Origin of the sequence: Empedobacter sedimenti (assembly GCF_030005555.1) — a bacterium.
Classification (GTDB): domain Bacteria; phylum Bacteroidota; class Bacteroidia; order Flavobacteriales; family Weeksellaceae; genus Empedobacter; species Empedobacter sedimenti.
In genome coordinates, this window is record NZ_JASCQG010000023.1 from 1 (window position 1) to 18,983 (window position 18,983).

17 protein-coding genes and 1 pseudogene are annotated in these 18,983 nt (G+C 30.7%); 16 read left to right on the forward strand and 2 right to left on the reverse strand.

What is annotated here, in order from left to right:
• Window positions 1-90: 90 nt before the first annotated feature.
• Complete coding sequence (locus QHG34_RS15155; RefSeq protein WP_114998672.1) at window positions 91-969, reverse strand: IS982 family transposase; 879 nt, start codon at window positions 967-969, stop codon at window positions 91-93.
• Window positions 970-1,118: 149 nt separating this feature from the next.
• Between QHG34_RS15155 and QHG34_RS15160 the strand changes: the two genes are divergently transcribed.
• The gene (locus QHG34_RS15160) at window positions 1,119-1,862 is read left to right on the forward strand and encodes a hypothetical protein (RefSeq protein WP_282631079.1); all 744 of its coding nucleotides are present in this window, start codon (window positions 1,119-1,121) and stop codon (window positions 1,860-1,862) included.
• A gap of 81 nt (window positions 1,863-1,943) precedes the next feature.
• Here QHG34_RS15160 and QHG34_RS15165 read toward each other — a convergent pair.
• A pseudogene (locus QHG34_RS15165) lies at window positions 1,944-3,301 on the reverse strand (IS3 family transposase).
• Window positions 3,302-3,399: 98 nt separating this feature from the next.
• Between QHG34_RS15165 and QHG34_RS15170 the strand changes: the two are divergent.
• The 15 genes from QHG34_RS15170 (at window position 3,400) to QHG34_RS15235 (ending at window position 18,911) form a co-directional block, all read left to right on the forward strand.
• Entirely contained in the window at window positions 3,400-4,161 is a 762-nt protein-coding gene (locus QHG34_RS15170; RefSeq protein ID WP_282631080.1) for a hypothetical protein, read from the forward strand.
• A gap of 1 nt (window position 4,162) precedes the next feature.
• Window positions 4,163-4,948, forward strand: coding sequence for a hypothetical protein (locus QHG34_RS15175; protein ID WP_282631081.1), 786 nt, complete (start codon window positions 4,163-4,165; stop codon window positions 4,946-4,948).
• A gap of 219 nt (window positions 4,949-5,167) precedes the next feature.
• Window positions 5,168-6,502, forward strand: a complete 1,335-nt coding sequence (locus QHG34_RS15180) for a sigma-54-dependent transcriptional regulator (RefSeq protein WP_282631082.1) — start codon at window positions 5,168-5,170, stop codon at window positions 6,500-6,502.
• Window positions 6,503-6,670: 168 nt separating this feature from the next.
• Entirely contained in the window at window positions 6,671-6,961 is a 291-nt protein-coding gene (locus QHG34_RS15185) for a hypothetical protein (protein ID WP_282631083.1), read from the forward strand.
• An 89-nt stretch (window positions 6,962-7,050) separates the two neighbouring features.
• Complete coding sequence (kdpF, locus tag QHG34_RS15870) at window positions 7,051-7,128, forward strand: K(+)-transporting ATPase subunit F (RefSeq protein WP_369012327.1); 78 nt, start codon at window positions 7,051-7,053, stop codon at window positions 7,126-7,128.
• A gap of 18 nt (window positions 7,129-7,146) precedes the next feature.
• Window positions 7,147-8,841, forward strand: coding sequence for a potassium-transporting ATPase subunit KdpA (gene kdpA, locus QHG34_RS15190; RefSeq protein WP_282631084.1), 1,695 nt, complete (start codon window positions 7,147-7,149; stop codon window positions 8,839-8,841).
• A gap of 3 nt (window positions 8,842-8,844) precedes the next feature.
• The gene (kdpB, locus tag QHG34_RS15195) at window positions 8,845-10,860 is read left to right on the forward strand and encodes a potassium-transporting ATPase subunit KdpB (protein WP_282631085.1); all 2,016 of its coding nucleotides are present in this window, start codon (window positions 8,845-8,847) and stop codon (window positions 10,858-10,860) included.
• An 81-nt stretch (window positions 10,861-10,941) separates the two neighbouring features.
• Window positions 10,942-11,508: a potassium-transporting ATPase subunit KdpC gene (gene kdpC / locus QHG34_RS15200; RefSeq protein ID WP_282631086.1), complete on the forward strand. Its 567-nt coding sequence runs from the start codon at window positions 10,942-10,944 to the stop codon at window positions 11,506-11,508.
• Window positions 11,508-12,581 carry a porin gene (locus QHG34_RS15205; RefSeq protein WP_282631087.1) on the forward strand — a complete coding sequence of 358 codons (1,074 nt, stop codon included), beginning with the start codon at window positions 11,508-11,510 and terminating at the stop codon, window positions 12,579-12,581. The genes kdpC and QHG34_RS15205 overlap by 1 nt, the downstream gene beginning before the upstream one ends.
• Window positions 12,582-13,712, forward strand: a complete 1,131-nt coding sequence (locus QHG34_RS15210) for a sensor protein KdpD (RefSeq protein WP_282631088.1) — start codon at window positions 12,582-12,584, stop codon at window positions 13,710-13,712.
• A complete protein-coding gene (locus tag QHG34_RS15215; protein ID WP_282631089.1) occupies window positions 13,709-15,421 on the forward strand; it encodes a HAMP domain-containing sensor histidine kinase in 1,713 nt (570 codons plus the stop codon). The genes QHG34_RS15210 and QHG34_RS15215 overlap by 4 nt, the downstream gene beginning before the upstream one ends.
• A gap of 186 nt (window positions 15,422-15,607) precedes the next feature.
• A complete protein-coding gene (locus QHG34_RS15220; RefSeq protein ID WP_282631090.1) occupies window positions 15,608-16,459 on the forward strand; it encodes an RteC domain-containing protein in 852 nt (283 codons plus the stop codon).
• Window positions 16,460-16,662: 203 nt separating this feature from the next.
• Entirely contained in the window at window positions 16,663-16,971 is a 309-nt protein-coding gene (locus QHG34_RS15225; RefSeq protein WP_282631091.1) for a helix-turn-helix domain-containing protein, read from the forward strand.
• An 82-nt stretch (window positions 16,972-17,053) separates the two neighbouring features.
• Window positions 17,054-18,478: a DUF3945 domain-containing protein gene (locus QHG34_RS15230; protein WP_282631092.1), complete on the forward strand. Its 1,425-nt coding sequence runs from the start codon at window positions 17,054-17,056 to the stop codon at window positions 18,476-18,478.
• A 16-nt stretch (window positions 18,479-18,494) separates the two neighbouring features.
• Window positions 18,495-18,911 carry a DNA topoisomerase gene (locus QHG34_RS15235; protein WP_282631093.1) on the forward strand — a complete coding sequence of 139 codons (417 nt, stop codon included), beginning with the start codon at window positions 18,495-18,497 and terminating at the stop codon, window positions 18,909-18,911.
• The last annotated feature ends 72 nt before the right edge of the window (window positions 18,912-18,983 follow it).

Consider the following 18,983-nt stretch of genomic DNA (forward strand, 5'->3'; position numbering starts at 1 on the left):
AAATATGGTAAGGTCAAAAATCCTAATGATTTTCCTACATTTCAAATTAATCAAAATAATAATACAATAATATTAAACCCGTTGTGCATTTTAAATAATTTTGGTTTTTAGCTTATTAATATTTCGATTAAAGTATGTTTTATTAATGTACTGAACCACAGTAAGTGCAGTAATTTTAGCTAGAATTCTGGTTTTAAACCCCTCAAAAGTCTTTGCATAATTACGTCTAATCATAAATTGATCGCATAGTTGAGAAAATAAAGTTTCAATTCTTTTTCGATACTTTTTGAATGGATAAAACTGAGGTTTATACTCTTTTTGATTGGATCTTTTCGGTGTTTCTAATCGAATATTAGCTTCATTAAATAAGTCAATTTGGATTGTTTGCGACAAATAGCCTCTGTCACCAAGTAGCACACAATCTGATAGTTGAGATTTTATATCTTTCAAAAAATGAATATCATGAACAGATGCGGGACTGATATCAATACTCTGGAAAACACCATTTAAAGAACAAACAGCATGAAGTTTATAGCCATAAAAAGACATTTGCTGAGAAGCACAAAAACCTCTATTTGGTGCGCTATACTGATGTTCTTTGCAAATTTTAGAGCGATTAATTCTTGCTATTTTACACACCTCCAACGGCATACTATCAACAATAAAACAATTTTCAAATTCATTAAATTCTTTCGCTAATTTAAGTCGAATACTATTAATTTGCTCTGATAATCTACGTTTTCTACGATTGTAAATACTACGCTCAATTTTACAACTTAGCGCTTTAGGAAGATTTCGAAATAAATGATTTTCACTATCAATACCCATAAATTCAGCTGTTAAAACAAGACTTATGAGTTCTAAATCAAAAAGTTTAGGTCTTCTACGTTGATAAATTAAAAGTGTATCTGTTGATATTTTTCGTAGAACTTCCAATATTCTTTCGTAGTTTGCAAGTAAGTTGTTCATTGTAAATGTTTTGTAGTTAAAGCAATTTACTGATTTTCAATCAAATGAACAACTTTATTATTTAGTAATCAAAATGCACAACGGGTTAATATTAAATAAAAACTATACTTTTAAATGTTCCTAACAAGGGGAAGATTACAGCTATATTATTGTCAAATTACGCTTTTTCTCAAGTAGGGATTGGAACTGTTTTACCTAAAAGTAAACTTGATGTAGAAGGCGATATTATCTTAAGAAATTCTTTACGTGTAGGAGGAAATGATTTAACAAAAGGAAATGCAGGGTTAAAAGATCAAGTTTTAGTATCTCAAGGAGTAGGGATGTCTCCAACATGGAAATATGTAAATGTTCCATTTATGGAGAACGGACAATATAAATTGATTAATACATATGTTATAGATGATAATATTGGGATAAAGTCTATCACTATTTCAGGTGTTAACTACCTTAATAAAATAGGTGATCAATTTGATAGTTCTTGGACCAAAATAAGTGGACTTAAGACAATAATGGAAATCAAGTCAAGTGAGAATAAAACTACTTATCAATTCCAAACAGGTGTAGAGTCTGTCACAACTTCTTCAGTTGGGGAAGTAAAATTTATGTGTGGAATTTTTAAGGATAATACATTAGTTGCTCTAAGACCTGATAAAATTACGACCATTACAACTAACTCGCCTATGCAATATATGTATACACTAAACTATACAGAGGAGAATACTCCCATAGGTTCCTACAGTATTGAGATGGCTTGTAGAGGAATAGAGGGAAATAGTCATACCTTATCGATAGGAACAAATACAACATCTTCTACTAATTCAAATAACTTTCAACTTAAATCTTTTTTAAAGATTGATTTAGCTGAATTAATTACATTTAAAGCAAATAGATGAAAATAAAATTATTAATATCTGGATTGTACGTTGTCAAAATAATTTAGACACCTCTTTCTAAAAATTAAGAGAGTGTTTGGTTTATAAATTTATTATTTTTTCTTGAAAATACAACTGCCTTCTTTTTGCAATTGTTTGTTGTTTAATAATTGCTCTTTGTTCCAAAATTTTATCTGCTCTACCAAAATAAACATCCGAAGGTGTAAGGTTGTTCAAAGCCTCATGATACCTAGAATTGTTATAATTTTCTACAAACTTATTTAGAGCTTCTTTCAGCTCATCAGGATGATAATAATGATCTAATTTCACTACATTTTTCATTGTTCTATGATACCTTTCGATTTTTCCTTGTGTTTGTGGATGTAGTGGTTTTCCTCTTACATGCTTCATTTTTTGCGTATTTTTCAAGTAATCTTTTAATTCACTTGACACATAACAAGGTCCATTATCCGATAATAATTTTGGTTTCTGTTTCGTCTTTAATTTCGCTTTTTCAATTGCTGTTTTTACAGTTCTTTTCACATCTTCAGCTTTCATGGAGCTACACAATTCCCAATGAATAATATATCGACTGTAATCGTCTAAAATTGTGCTCAAATAATACCATCCCCATCCAATAATTTTAAAATAAGTAAAATCGGTTTGCCACATTTGATGAACAAAATTGGTTTTATCTTTAAATTCATTCGCTGCTACAATTAAAATATGATTGGGAGCAGAAATTAAATCTCGTTGCTTCAATATTCGATAAACACTCGATTCTGAAATATAAATTCCTAATTCATCAGTCATTTTGAAAGCCAGTTCTCTAGCAGATAACTCTGGATAATCTAGAGCTAATTCTACAATTAAATCTTTCTGAGATTCAGGAATACTATTCCATTTTCGATGAATTGAATGGCGTTTAGATTCTAAACCTTCAAAACCATTTTCTAAATAATTTGAATACCATTTATAGAAGGTGCTTCGGGCAATTCCAAACTCCTCTAAAGTTCGTTTAACCCCAATTTCTGATCGAGTTACAATCTGTATGATTTCGTGTTTTTCACTTGCTGATAATCGCATATATTTCTTGAATTTTGTCTTTAATCCAACGAATCCAAGGTTTTTTTTACGATATCATAGCGAACAACTAAATCAGCTACAATCTCTTTTAAACGCTGATTCTCTTTGCGTAAATCACTTACATCATCACTTGTTGCTTCTCGTGTAATATCTCCAGATAATCGTTTTTTACCAGCTTCTAAAAATTCTTTATTCCACTTATAAAATTGAGATTGTGAAATAGCATATTTGCGGCAAAGTTCAGCTATTGAAATCTCAGCACGTAAGGCTTCCATCACAATTAAAATCTTTTGTTCCGCTGTAAATATTCGTCTTGTGTTTTGACGAATATCTTTTACAAATTTTTCAGGAGTTTTCTTTTTTGAATTTGCCATAATTAAAGTTAATGCTTTTTAAAACACTAGCTTAAATTTTAGGTCTTAGATGTCCACTTTTTGCTGACGATTTACAATCTGGATTATTATTAAGTGCATTGACACAAGCTCAAGTAGGAGTTGATACAAGAACACCTCAATCTAGTCTTGATGTAAATGGAGATTTTGGTTTAAGAAAGAGAATTTTTTTAGATAATAATAGTGTAGAATCTAAAGGAACAAAAGAGCAGATTTTAGTTTCGCAAGGAGAAGGTTTACCTCCGACATGGAAATCATTACGTATTCCAGAGTATGAACCGAATAAGTTTTACTTAATTTTTAATGATTCATTTTCAGATCAGATTGGAATACAAATAGCTCGTAATAACAATTCTTCAGTAAATGTTTCTACAGAATTAATAGATGGGGCTTTATTATCTGATTTAAAATTGAAAGGCTTTAATGAAATTCCTGGTTTAGCAAAATCGTTTAATGTAAATAGCAAATCAAGTAAAGTTTATTTTCAGTTTGAAACTGTTGTTCAACAAAATAATTCAACTTCAACAAATGGTGAAAACATAAAGTATACTTGTGGTATTTTCGTAGATGGAAAACTGAAAAGTGCTAGGATCAATACCATTTATACAAGTAGCTCTACTAGTACATTTCTAACTCATACTCAGATTGGTGGTACATCAAATTTAACTTTAGGTTCTCATAGTATTAATATCGCTTGTGCTAAACTAAGTGGGTCTACAAGGGATTTGGCTATAGGAAGAAATGTAGATGCAGTCACAAATATTAATACGTTTATGGCACAATCATCTTTAAAAGTAGATGTATACGAAATACCTGAAAATTTTAATTCAATATTCAATTAACATGAAACTCTATATAAATATATTACTTGTAATTTTTTCTTATTCATATACATATTCTCAAGTTGGAATTAACACAAAGAACCCTACTAAAACTCTTGACATTAATGGGGATTTAAATTTAAGAAAAGAGTTACGATTAGCAGGAAATGATAATTCTTTAGGTGATGCAGGTACATTAAATCAAGTGTTACAAGTAAAGGATAATGAGTATCCAACTAATGTATGGAAAACTTACAAAGTAGCAGATGGAACAGGTATTCTTTCATTATATTATTTAAACACGACTATAGATAAAGTAGGATTATTTTTTAATAGTACAGGTAGTATAACTTCATATGAATTAGATTCAAATGATGCTGGATGGAGTTTTATGACGAATAATAAAGATAATTTTGTAGTAAAAGATGCTACGAATTCTAGTAAAGTAACATTAAGTTTTCAAACAACTGTGCAAATAAATAGATCATCGAATTCAACAGGGAATTCTGCTAGTTTTGCATGTGGAATCTTTATGAAAAAAAATAATGAAGGGTTTAAATTAAAGGCTGTAAGATCTGATGTAGTAAGAGGTGAGCCTGGATCTTATAAGATATTTAACTTGAATGTAACATTAGATAAATTAGAACAAGGTAGTTATGAAATACAAGCGGCATGTAGAAATAGACAGCTTGGATCAAATACTACCTTAGTGAATATAGGAATCGGACAGCCTGTTGATGCGACAAAACTGAATCAGGATATGGTGAATTCTACATTAACAACTACACTTTTACATCCTTACATGTAAATTTTATATTTTTATTGTACGGATTAATCAAGTTGTAAAAAAGCTGTAAGAAAATAATTACAGCTTTTTTTGTATACCTTCCGTAGTAATTGTCAATATTTATAAAAAGAATATGCTATATAATCTCAGTATATTAAATCTGACTATTTTTTAACTTTTTAATCTAATTTTCGAGATTAAGATTAAAAATAATACCTTCGTTTTTCACAAGTAATAAGTATGCATTCAATTTTAATCATAGACGATGAAACAAAAATCAGAACACTCCTAGCTCGAATTCTCGAATTAGAAGGTTTTGAAATACATCAAGCTGAAGATTTAAAATCAGGGCTTAAGAAAATTAAAACACTTTCTCCTGAAGTTATTTTATGTGATGTAAAATTACCTGATGGAAATGGTGTTGACTTTGCAAAAGAAGTCAAAGAAAAATTTCCTCTGATGGAAATTATTCTGCTTACAGCTTATGGTAATATTCCTGATGGCGTTCAGGCCATTAAAAATGGAGCATTTGATTATATAACAAAAGGTGATGATAATAATCGTATTTTACCTTTGTTGTATAGAGCTTTAGATCGAGTGAAATATAATAAGGAGAATGAAGTTTCTCAAGAAACAACATCAACAAAATTAGACAATAAATTATTATTGGGTAAATCTCCAATTTTTGAACAAGCTTTACAATTAGCTCAAAAAGTTGCGCCAACGAATGCCACCGTTCTTTTAACGGGTGAAACAGGAACTGGAAAAGAAGTTTTCGCAACAGCTATACATCAATCAAGTTTGCGTAAAGACCAAAATTTTGTTGCTATTAACTGTTCCGCTTTTAGTAAAGACTTATTAGAAAGTGAATTATTTGGTCATAAAGCAGGTGCGTTTACAGGCGCAATGAAAGATCAAAAAGGTTTGTTTGAAGAAGCACATTTAGGAACTATTTTTTTAGATGAAATTGGCGAAATGGCCTTGGATTTACAAGCAAAATTATTGCGAGTTTTAGAATCAGGTGAGTTTATTAAAATCGGCGAAACAAAACCTACAAAAGTTGATGTACGGATTATTGCAGCCACTAACCGAAATTTGGAAAAGGAAATTGCAAACGGAACATTTCGCGAAGATTTATTTTACCGAATTTCTGTGTTCCATATCGAGTTACCTTCTTTACGTGAACGCGTTTCGGATATCGAACTAATCGTGAATAAGTTTATAAAACACTTTAATCATTATTATCAAAAAAATATAAAATCTATCAATCAAGAAACTTTACTTTTTCTAAAAAAATATTCGTGGCCAGGAAATATTCGTGAATTAAAAAATACGATCGAACGTGCTATTATTTTGTCGGAAAATGAAGAACTTTCTACAAATGATTTTCCTTCATTTATTCAAACAAGCGAAATTGATCAGAACGAAAATTCATTAGAATTAGCTTTAATGGAAAAAAAACATATTCAGAAAGTTTTAAAATTTACAAAAGGTAACAAAACAAAAACGGCAGAATTATTAGGTATTGGCTTAACAACACTTTATCGAAAAATAGCCGAATATGAACTGAATTAATATAAATTACTTTATCATAATGAAAATGAACCCTTCCATTTTGGAAGGGTTTTTTATTGGTATTATTTTTTACTTAAAATAGAATCAATTGACTTTAATTAACTTATACATTTATATTCGTTTTGGCATTTTGATTGACTTATGTAGAGAAATTTAAAAATCTACAAAATGAAAATGAAACAAATGATTTCATTAGATGAAGTCAAAGAACTTAAAAGTAAAGTACTGCAAAACATTTTAGATAATAATCCAGCACGTGTAAAACAGTTATGTTATAGTGTGGGAAAATTGTTTTCAAAAACAAATGATTTGGGAAAAACATACATCAATAATCTATTTATACTACCCGTTACTTTGATGATTGAAGCGGATTTCAAAAACCGAAAACAATTTTTGAATTTATTTCCGATGAATTTGAAATCAGAATACGTTAAACAAATTTATCATTCAGGAATATGATAACAATTGTATTACTATTAGCTGGGATTTTATGTTTTGGAGTATTCTTCAAATCCATTGACTTTTTTGATAATATATAATTCTTCACCATGATTTTCTTATTAATCATCGCCATTGCTTTGTTTGTGTACTTGGTATATGTGCTATTAAAACCCGAAAAATTTTAAACTTAATTATTCGTAAAAATGAATTCAGAAATATTTGGCGTTATCGTACAATTTTTAGTTGCGATCGCTCTTTCCATTCCGTTAGGAAATTATATTGCACGTGTTTATCTCAATAAACCAACTTTTTTAGACCGATTAATTTCCCCAATAGAAAAGTTGTTGTTCAAAATATCAGGTATCGATTCAGAGGAGCAGATGAATTGGAAACAACATTTAAGTGCATTGTTAACGATTAATTTGATATGGTTTATCATTGGATTTATCCTATTAATGACACAAGGTCTGTTGCCTTTTAATCCAGATAAAAATCCAAGTATGAGCCCTGATTTGGCTTTCAATACGATTATTTCGTTTGTGGTCAATTGTAATTTACAACACTATTCAGGAGAAACAGGCGTAAGTTATTTAGCACAATTATGGCTGATGTTTTTACAATTTGTAAGTGCAGCAACCGGTATGGCAGCCGCAGTGACATTATTTGAAGCCTTTCGACAAAAAACAACGACAACTTTAGGTAATTTTTATACCTATTTCATCAAATCGATTACGCGTATTTTATTGCCATTATGTGTAATTGTATCATCAATCTTGATTTTTCAAGGAACTCCAATGACATTTGAAGGAAAAGAGGAGATGATGACTTTAGAAGGGAATAAAGTGGAAGTTTCTCGAGGACCTGCAGCAGCTTTTATAGCCATAAAACATTTAGGAACAAATGGCGGCGGATTCTTTGGAACCAACTCTGCACACCCATTTGAAAATCCAACATATATAAGTAATATGACGGAAATGATTGCACAAATGCTGATTCCGTTGGCGATGTTATTTGCCTTTGGCGTTTATACAAATCGCAGAAAATTTGCTTGGATGATGTTTGGTGTAATGACTGTAGGCTTTCTATGTTTAATGATTCCGAATGTTTACATGGAATCGCAAGGAAATCCAATGATTGAAAAACTCGGAATTGATAATTCATTAGGTGCAATGGAAGGTAAAGAAGTTCGAATTGGTTCTGCCGCTTCAGGATTTTGGAGCATCGCAACAACCGTTATTTCAACAGGTTCAGTCAATTCTATGCACGATAGTACAATGCCATTATCTGGAATGAATGAATTGTTAGCTATGATGATCAACAGTGTTTATGGAGGCGTGGGAGTTGGTATTTTAAACTTCTTTGTATTTGTAATTTTAGCGGTGTTTATTAGTGGATTGATGGTTGGTAGAACACCTGAAATTTTCGGTAAAAAAATAGAAGCCAAAGAAATGAAAATCGCCATGATGATTACCCTTTTACATCCTTTCTTGATTTTAGTAGGAACAGCTTTGGCTGCTGGAATACCAAGTGAAACACTATCAACCTTAAACAACTCCTCGTATCATGGATTTAGTGAAATGTTATATGAATTTACTTCATCTGCTGCAAACAATGGTTCTGGTTTTGAAGGATTAGGAGACAACACTCCTTTTTGGAATATAGCAACTGGTTTTGTATTGATTTTAGGACGATTCTTACCTATAATTGGTCCTGTTGCAATCGCAGGATTATTAGCAAAAAAACATTTTGTTCCAGAAGGCTCAGGAACTTTAGCTACTGATACAGCAACTTTTGGAAGTATTGTTTTTGCCATCATCTTAATTGTTGCAGCCTTAGCATTTTTTCCTGCTTTAACCTTAGGTCCCATTGTTGATTATTTTTCAACTCCAAAATTTTAGAAAATGACACGAGAAAATAAAACCAATTTATTTGAAAAAACTTTGGTACAAACAGCTTTCAAAGAAGCTTTCATCAAACTAAATCCAGCAACTTTATATAAAAACCCTGTCATGTTTGCTGTAGAAATTGGAACTGCAATTATGTTAGGAGTTTGCTTTTGGATTCTTTTAGGTGAAACATCTCAAGGTAGTTTTGGGTATAATTTTTCAATTTTCATCTTACTCCTTTTTACATTGTTATTTGCCAATTTTGCTGAAGCAATTGCCGAAGCAAGAGGAAAAGCTCAAGCTGATAGTTTACGTAAAACACGAGAAGAAACGCCTGCAAAATTAGAAAATGGAGAAACTATTTCGTCTTCTGCTCTGATCAAAGATATGATCTTCATCTGTGAAGCTGGAGATATAATTCCAACAGATGGAGAAATTATAGAAGGTTTAGCAACGATCGACGAAAGTGCTATTACAGGAGAAAGTGCACCTGTAATTCGTGAAGCTGGAGGCGATAAAAGTTCGGTTACTGGAGGAACAAAAGTTCTTTCGGATCGAATTAAAGTCAAAGTTACGACGCAACCAGGAGAAAGTTTTTTAGATAAAATGATTGCATTAGTAGAAGGAGCAAATCGTCAAAAATCTCCAAACGAAATTGCTTTAACCATTTTATTAGCTGCTTTTACATTAGTATTTGTCATAGTTATGGTTACCCTAAAACCATTCGCTGATTACGCAAATGTTCCCATTACCATTGGCGCTTTAATCTCATTATTTGTATGTTTAATTCCAACTACTATTGGAGGTTTATTATCCGCAATCGGAATTGCTGGAATGGATAGAGCTTTACGCGCAAATGTCATTACAAAAAGTGGAAAAGCAGTAGAAACAGCAGGCGATATAGATGTTTTATTATTGGATAAAACAGGAACCATTACAATAGGGAATCGTAAAGCAACAGCTTTATATCCTGCAATTGGAATAGAAATGGAAGCTTTAGAAAAAGCAGCAGTTCTTAGTTCGATGAGTGATGAAACGCCAGAAGGAAAATCAATTATAGAATTAGTTCAGATAGATCCATTAAAGTATACAATTCAACATCCTATTTTCATCAATTTTAGCGCAGAAACACGTTGTTCAGGAATTGATTTTGATCAAACCCGTATTCGAAAAGGAGCTGTAGACGCTATCAAAAATTTGGTTGAAAATGCTGGAAATACTTTTCCGAACGAAATTCAAATGAAAGCCAATGAAATTGCTCAAAATGGAGGAACACCTTTAGTTGTTTCTCAAAATGAACAAGTTTTAGGAGTGATCGAATTACAAGATATTATCAAACCTGGAATTCAAGAACGCTTTGCTCGTTTACGTAAAATGGGAATTAAAACGGTTATGGTAACAGGTGATAATCCTATGACTGCAAAATTTATCGCAGAAAAAGCAGGTGTAGATGATTTTATTGCGGAAGCAAAACCGGAGGATAAAATGAATTACATCAAAAAAGAACAAACCGAAGGTCGTTTGGTTGCGATGATGGGCGATGGTACAAATGACGCTCCTGCTCTAGCGCAAGCTAATGTTGGTGTAGCCATGAACAGTGGTACGCAAGCAGCAAAAGAAGCTGGAAATATGGTAGATTTAGATAATGATCCAACCAAATTAATTGAAGTTGTTGAAATTGGAAAACAATTATTAATGACGCGCGGAACCTTAACAACCTTTAGTATTGCCAACGATGTAGCAAAATATTTTGCCATCATACCCGCTTTATTTATTACAGCAATTCCAGCTTTACAAGGATTAAATATCATGAATTTACATAGTCCCGAAACCGCTATCTTATCGGCTGTTATTTTCAATGCGATTATTATTCCTTTCTTGATTCCATTAGCATTAAAAGGTGTTCCATACAAACCAATTGGAGCAAGTGCACTTTTGAGAAGAAATTTACTGATTTATGGAATTGGAGGAATCATCGTTCCATTTATCGGTATAAAACTAATCGACATCTTTATTTCCATATTCTTTTAATTAATGTAATGAGCTGTTTTGAAGGAGTTCAATATTCTATTAATAAAATTCAAAACAGCAAATTTTTAAAACTAATACAAAATGAAACAAAATAGTATAAAAGCAATTTTACTAACATTTAGCTTAATGCTCCTTTTAATGGTACTATATCCGTTAGCTATGTGGGGAATTGCTCAACTTTCTCCAAATCAAGGAAAAGGTTTTTTAGTTGCTGATAAAAACAATCAGCACTATTACGAAAATATTGGACAATCGTTTTCAAAAGATCATTATTTCTGGGGACGACCATCGGCTGTAGATTACAATGCAGCAGGTTCTGGTGCAAGTAACAAAGGTTCAAATAATGACGAATATTTGCAAGAAGTTGAAAAACGCTTAAATGATTTTCTTCAAAAAAATCCAACGGTAAAAAAAGAAGACGTTCCTGTAGATTTAATTACAGCTAGTGGAAGTGGTTTAGATCCTAATATTTCAGTTCAAGGAGCAATTGTGCAAGTTGATCGAATTGCAAAAGCTCGAGGTTTAGATCACGAAAAAGTAAAAGAATTGATTGATAACCAAATTGAAAAACCTTTATTAGGAAGTTTAGGTCCTGATAAAATCAATGTCTTAAAACTGAATATCGAATTGGATAAATTATCGAAATAATGAAAAAAATACTTGCTTTTGGTTCTTTTATTTTGGGTTTAAATGTTCAAGCTCAAAACGATTCTATTCAGAAATTAAAACTTTCTGGTTATGTAGAAGTTTATTATACCTACGATTTTAATCAACCAAAAAACAATCAGCTTCCTAATTATTTGTATTCGTTTAATCGACACAATGAGGTGAATTTAAACTTCGGTACAATTCAATTGCAATATAATGATGAACGAGTTCGAGGAAATCTTGCTTTAATGGCAGGAACTTATACGCAATCAAATCTTGCAGCAGAACCTGATGGTTTAAGAAATATTTACGAAGCAAATATCGGTATCAAACTTTCAAAGAATAAAAATTTGTGGCTAGATGCAGGTATTATGCCTTCTCACATTGGATTTGAAAGTGCGATTGGTGCTAATGTTGCAACACTTACACGAAGTATTCAGGCAGAGAATTCACCGTATTTTTCAACTGGCGTTAAGCTGAGTTATATTTCAACTAATAACAAATGGGCAATGAGTTTGCATTATTTAAATGGTTGGCAACGTATCAAGCGTCTTGATGGTAATTCTACACCAGCTTTTGGACATCAAATTACTTACACACCAAATGAAAAATTTTCGATCAACAGCAGTTCGTTTATTGGTAGCGATACTCCTGATTCTTTGCGTCAAATGCGTTATTTCCATCATCTTTATGCTGTTTTTAAACCTATTAAAAAGCTTTCAATAACCGCAGGTTTTGATATTGGTGCACAACAAAAATCGAAAGGATCAGACAGTTATAATATTTGGTACAGTCCTATTTTAGTTGGGCAATATACATTCAATGAAAAATGGTCTGCAACTGCACGTGCCGAATATTATGCTGACGAAAAAGGTGTAATAATCTCAACGAATACACAAAATGGTTTCAAAACAGTTGGTTTTTCTTTGAATTTAGATCATTATTTTACAAATAATTTGATGTGGAGAACAGAGATTAGAAGTTTTTCGAGTAAAGATGATATCTATTTTCGAAATGATAAAAATGTATCGAACGAAACATTTTTGACAACTTCTTTAGCATTAAAATTATAAATGGAAAAAGAAACACAACATACAGCAGAAGACTTTCTTGCCTTGATTCGGAAATCGAAACGAGGCAAGTTTAAGGTATATATTGGAATGTGCGCTGGCGTAGGAAAATCGTATCGTATGTTGCAAGAAGCGCACGAATTGCAAAAAAATAAAATCGATGTAAAAGTTGGATATATCGAAACGCATAAACGTGCCGAAACAGAAAATCTTGTTATAGGATTAACCATAATTCCACGAAAAATAATTTACTACAAAGGTAAATCTGTCGAAGAAATGGATTTGGAAGAAATCCTAAGACAAAGACCCGAAATTGTTATTGTGGACGAATTGGCACATTCTAATGTTTTTGGAAGCAAACATGCGAAACGTTGGCAAGATGTTATGGAAATTTTAGATGCTGGTATCAATGTTATTTCTGCTGTAAATATTCAACATTTAGAAAGTTTGAATAACAGTATTTCTGAAATTACAACAATCGATGTTTCGGAAAGAATTCCTGATATAATTTTGGAACAAGCAGATGAAATTGTAAATATTGATTTAACTGCAGATGATTTAATTGAACGATTAAAAACAGGTAAAATTTACCCGGAAGATAAAATTCAAACGGCTTTAAACAACTTTTTTATCCCTTCAAATATTTTACAATTACGTGAATTGGCTTTAAAAGAAGTTGCTTCACACGTAGAAAAAAAAGTGGAAACCGAATATGTATCATCTGTTTATGCAAAACCGTCGCGTTTTTTGGCATGTATTAGTAGCAATGATAAAAATGCCAAAACTGTTATTCGAAAAACCGCTCGTTTGGCTGGATATTATAACTCACGATGGTTTGTATTGTACGTAGAAACGCCAAAAGAACATCCTAATAAAATTGCTTTGGACAAACAACGGCATCTCATCAATAATTTAAAATTAGCAACCGAATTAGGCGCTGAGATTATTAAAGTAAAAAATCAACGGGTTTCTACAGCTATCATTCAACAAATTGAATTGCGTAATATCACCACTGTTTGTTTGGGAAAACCAAAGTTAAATTTAATCCAGATTATTTTGGCTACGAATGTATTTAATCAATTACTAAAAAAACTATCTTCGTTACATGTTGATGTGATTATTTTATCAAAATGAGAATTAAAACTAAACTTCGCTTAGGATTAGGCTTGCTGTTTTTATTAATTGTATTATTGGCAGCTGTAGCAACTACATCTATTTATTCATTGAAAAATGATACACAAAATATTTTGCATGATAATTACAATTCATTGATTTATGCAAAAAGTATGATGCGAAATTTAAATGATGCGGAAAACTTTAATTCCAAATCGTTTGAAAAGCAATTAGCAAATCAAGAATTAAACGCAACAGAACAAGGTGAAAAAGAATTGAATCAACAGATTCGAGATAAATTTGATGCTTATAAAGAAGGAAATCATTCTCCAGAACTATTAAAAGATGTTAGAATTTCGCTTTTAGAAATGATGGAAATGAATATGCAAGCCATAGAAATTAAAAGTGAATTTGCTGAAAAGACCGCTAATCAAGCCATTTTATTAATCATTTTCACAGGTATCGCATGTATTTTTATAGCCTTTAATTCTTTGATTAAGATTCCGTCTAATATTGCAAATCCTATTCAAAAATTGACGAATAGTATCAAGGAAATTGCTTCGAATAATTACAAAGAGCGGGTGTATTTAGACAAAAAAGATGAATTTAGCGATTTAGCGCAATCTTTTAACACAATGGCTTCTAAATTAGAAGAATACAACGAAAGTCATTTAGCAACTATTCTAAAACAAAAAACAAGAATGGAAACGCTGATTAATAATATGCACGATGTAGTAATTGGTTTGGATGAACAAATGCAAGTAATTTTCGCGAATAATGAAGCTGTAAAAGTAACAGGATTGTCTGCTAAACAAATGGTAAATAAGGCTGGTAAAGATTTGGCTTTGCACAATGATTTGATTCGATTGTTATTGCAAAATATCGAAACAGAAATTATAAAAGACGAAAAACCTTTGCAAATTGTAGTGGATGAAAAAGAACAATTTTTTACCAAAGAAATTTTTCATATCGAAATAATTCCAACAGGAGAAACGATAAAACAAGTTGTTGGGCATGTGATTATTCTTAGAAACATTACCGAATTTAAAGAACTAGATGCAGCCAAAACACGATTTATTGCTACAGTTTCGCATGAATTTAAAACGCCTATTTCATCTATGGAAATGAGTTTGCAATTGCTTCGAAATAAGCAAATAGGAACATTAAACGAAGAACAAAATGATTTGGTAACCAGTATTGACGATGATGTACATCGTTTATTGCGAATAACAAAAGAACTTCTCAACTTAACACAGATAGAAAGTGGTACAATTCAAATGAATAAAACAGAAGTTTTCCCAATCGAAATTGTAGAAAATGCGGTTAAAGCCAATCAAACTTTAGCTGAACAAAAGCATTTAATAATAGAAACGAATATTCCAAATCATTTAGAATCTATAAAAGTTGATCTTGAAAAAACAGTTTGGGTTTTATCAAATCTAATCTCAAATGCAATCCATTATTCTCACGAAAATGCTCGAATTTGGATTACTATTGAACAAACAACAACCGAAACATCCTTCAAAGTTAAAGACAAAGGAATTGGGATTCCAACCGAATTTTTACCAAAAGTTTTCGATCGATATTTTCGTGTTCCAGGCACTCACAAAGAAGGTACAGGTTTGGGATTGGCTATTAGCAAAGAATTTATCGAAGCTCAAAAAGGAACACTTAATGTAGTAAGTGAATATGGTGTTGGAAGCGAGTTTGAGATGAGATTATTACAATAGCTTTAGATTGAATGACCTAGAAATTCTTAAATTAAGAGAATTTAAAAGGTTATCTATTCTAGTAATTATATAAAGGTAATTAACGTCATTTTTTTCTATAAAATACAGAAAAGTATTAACTAAAGCAATAATAGTTTAATGATAAACATAATATAAATTGTAAACTTAACACTAAAGTATTGTTTTATGGAACAAAGTTTTTACTTCAATGTATTGGATCAAATACAAAAAGAAGAAAAAAAAGTAGATTTATTAACTGGGAATGTAATTGATTCGTCCTATCAAATGATTACGTTTTTACAGAATTTACTCTATGAAGTTAGAAATACTTCATCAAAAAAAGGATTTTTTAATCAAGAAGATGAAATTTATTTTTTTAAGAAAATTAAACCACAGATTCTCGGTAAATTAATTTATTACAACAAAATCTACCGTATTGAAACAAATTGCCCTTTTCATGATGGTAAAATGTACTACAATTTTTTTTCAAAGCAATTGGTAAATCTTAAACGTGAATTTATGGAGCATATTTGTAGTTCTGATTTTTATAGGTATTATCGCTCTGGAAGAGAAGATCGAGATGATACTTATTTTAAACGTGGAAATATTAATTTTCATGACGGACTCAATAGCATTGTGTTTGAAATTGATCCTGAATTTTCTACCTTTTATGATTATAAAATTGCAAGAATTATATCCTCCGAACTCTTATATTCATATCTCATAACCAAAATTAATCCAGATGAAGATTCTGAAAAAGGAGTATTAAAATCTGAAAATTCTAAAAATGATTTATCCTGGACTGATAGTAAAAATGCTCTTATCGAATTAGTTTACGCACTTTACGCATCTGGTTCAATTTCTCATGGCAAAGTTGGTATCCGCAAATTAAGCCTTGTTTTTCAAATTTTGTTTAAAATCCCAATGGGTGATGTTCATCATTCATTTCACCGCATGAAATCTAGAAGTGGTTCACGCACTATTTTCTTAGATTACCTTAAACTTTCATTAGAAGAGTATATGGATAGAGAAATGTAAATTCAATACCCATTTATGCCAATTGGTAAACCTTTTAATAATTGATTTACAACTCAATTTAAATAAAAATTTCTACTATCAATCAGCATATTTTTCTCTATTATCTAAAATAAACTCTCTTGCCAATTGGCATTACTTGGCTTTAAAAGCTTTTATTATATCGAATTTTTGTATCAAAATTAATTAATCATAAAATTTTTGATATGAATATTGATCGAATGGAATTTTTAGCTTGGATGGAGCGTCTAATGAATCGACTTGATTTATTGGGAGAAAATATGAATGATTTTCATAAAAATAAAACTTCAGTGGATGGAGAAGAGTTGTTAGATAATCAAGATGTTTTGCAAATGTTAAAGATTAGTAATCGTTCCTTACAACGCTATCGATCAGATGGACGTCTTCCTTATTATACAATCAGCGGAAAATTATATTATAAATTATCTGATGTTCACGCATTTATTCGAAATAGCTTTAATTCTTCAGCATCAAAAAGAAAAGCCATAGAATGACAATCATTTCCAAAAGCTGTCAAATCTAAACTTGTATTAATCAGTATTTTATTTTCGGTTATGTATTTAAAAATCAAATAAAATGAATGATAATTCAATAGAAAACGTAGAGCAATTTGCACAAGTTTCTGATATCCTATTGGTTTTGGATAAAGATAAAATGAAAATTCAAGCAGTAAAAAGCCTTAATGAGAAAGGAGAAATGGAAACTGTAGATCCGATGAAGAACAATGAAAATCAATTTCTAAGAATTGAAAAAAATGGTAATTTTTTATCGAACTTCTTTTCAAACTTTTATAACCAACTAAAAAATCCAACCAATTTTCTTTTTTTCAAAGTAGCAGATTCAATAGCAGTTGATAAAGCAAAAGAGATTCAGAATCACTACAAATCTCCAAAACCTGAAAATGAAAAAAGTATTGAACAATATAAAATTAACCACGAAACATATCAATATAATAATTCAAAACACGAAGATAAAATGGAAAAAGAAAAAACAGACTATCGTTTTGATCCAGCGCAAATTGATTGGGAAACAATGAAAAATTTAGGATTAAGTCAAGAACGATTAGAAAAATTAAAACAATTAGATCCTTTATTGAAAGGATACAAAACCAATCAGCTTATCCCAATTAGTATCAATTTTGGTTCAGCAATACTTCGAACAGATGTTCGATTGTCTTTGCAACAAGTAGATGATAAAGTTGTACCCGCTTTACATGGTATCCGAAAAGAACCCAATTTGAACTATGAATTTTTTGGACATCAATTTACTGAAGAAGATAAGAAAAACCTCTTGAGTACTGGAAATATGGGAAGAGTTGTCGATTTAATGAATACCAAAACAGGTGAGAAAATTCCTTCTGTTATCAGTGTTGATCAATTAACAAATGAATTGATTGCCTTAAAAACTGAATTTATAAAAATTCCAGATGAAATAAAAGGAGTTCTACTAAATGAAGAACAAAAACAAACCTTAAAAGTAGGGAAATCATTGTATTTAGAAGGTATGACTTCTGTTAAAGGAACAGAATTTTCTGCAAATGTTCAATTTAATGCTGATAAGCGCTATGTTGAGTTTCAATTTGATAATAAGGTACAAAATATAAAATCAAACCGAGAGGAATTTAAGAATTCTGAAGCGCCTAAAATTTTTAGAAATAAAGAACTTTCAGAACAGCAGCATAATGAACTGAAGGATGGAAAAACAGTCTTTATAGATGGTTTACTAGATAAAAAAGGACAAACTTATCAGGGCTACATTTCTTTCAACAAAGAATTAGGAAAAACTCAATTTATGTTTCCAAATCAATTAAAAGAAGCTGCACAGCCAAATGAAGAACATAAAACGCAAGTTGTTGTAAATTCCGAAGGAAAAACGAATGAATCAACAAAACAAATTAAAAAACCTTTGGAATCTAAACAACAATCACCTAAAGAGAAACAGACAAAAAATTCTAAAGAAAGCCTTCCTAAGACTGCCAAATCGAAGGGGAGAAAAGTGTAATGTAAAGAAATTTATTATGAAAAAAGAGTTGAAAAATCAAACTATTGAAAAAGATGAAATTAACTCTGAAAATAGCGTTAAAGTAGAGAAAGAAGTTTTCATTTCTGCTTTAACGCTTATTTGTCAACGGTATTTTGAACAAGTTAATTTTAAAGAAAAAACTATTTATCAGTTGGAGTTGTTTCATACCAAATCTTTTATTGAATTTAAAAGTCAATTAATAATTGAAGATGAAAAGCAAATAAAACCTATATTAAAAACAATCCAACGAATAGGAAAAACTGAAGTTGTTGATATTAAGATAGGTAATTGTATAGAAGAACCACCTCTGTTATTTAATCGTATTGATTTACAAAGTGAAGTATATTCAGTATATAATTTATCTTTTGAGGAAACATCAAGAATTACTGAAAAACTTTTCGAAAATCTGTAAATTTTCAGCAAAAAGTGGACATCTAAGACCTAAAATTTAAGGTAGTGTTTTTAAAATCATTAACTTTAATTA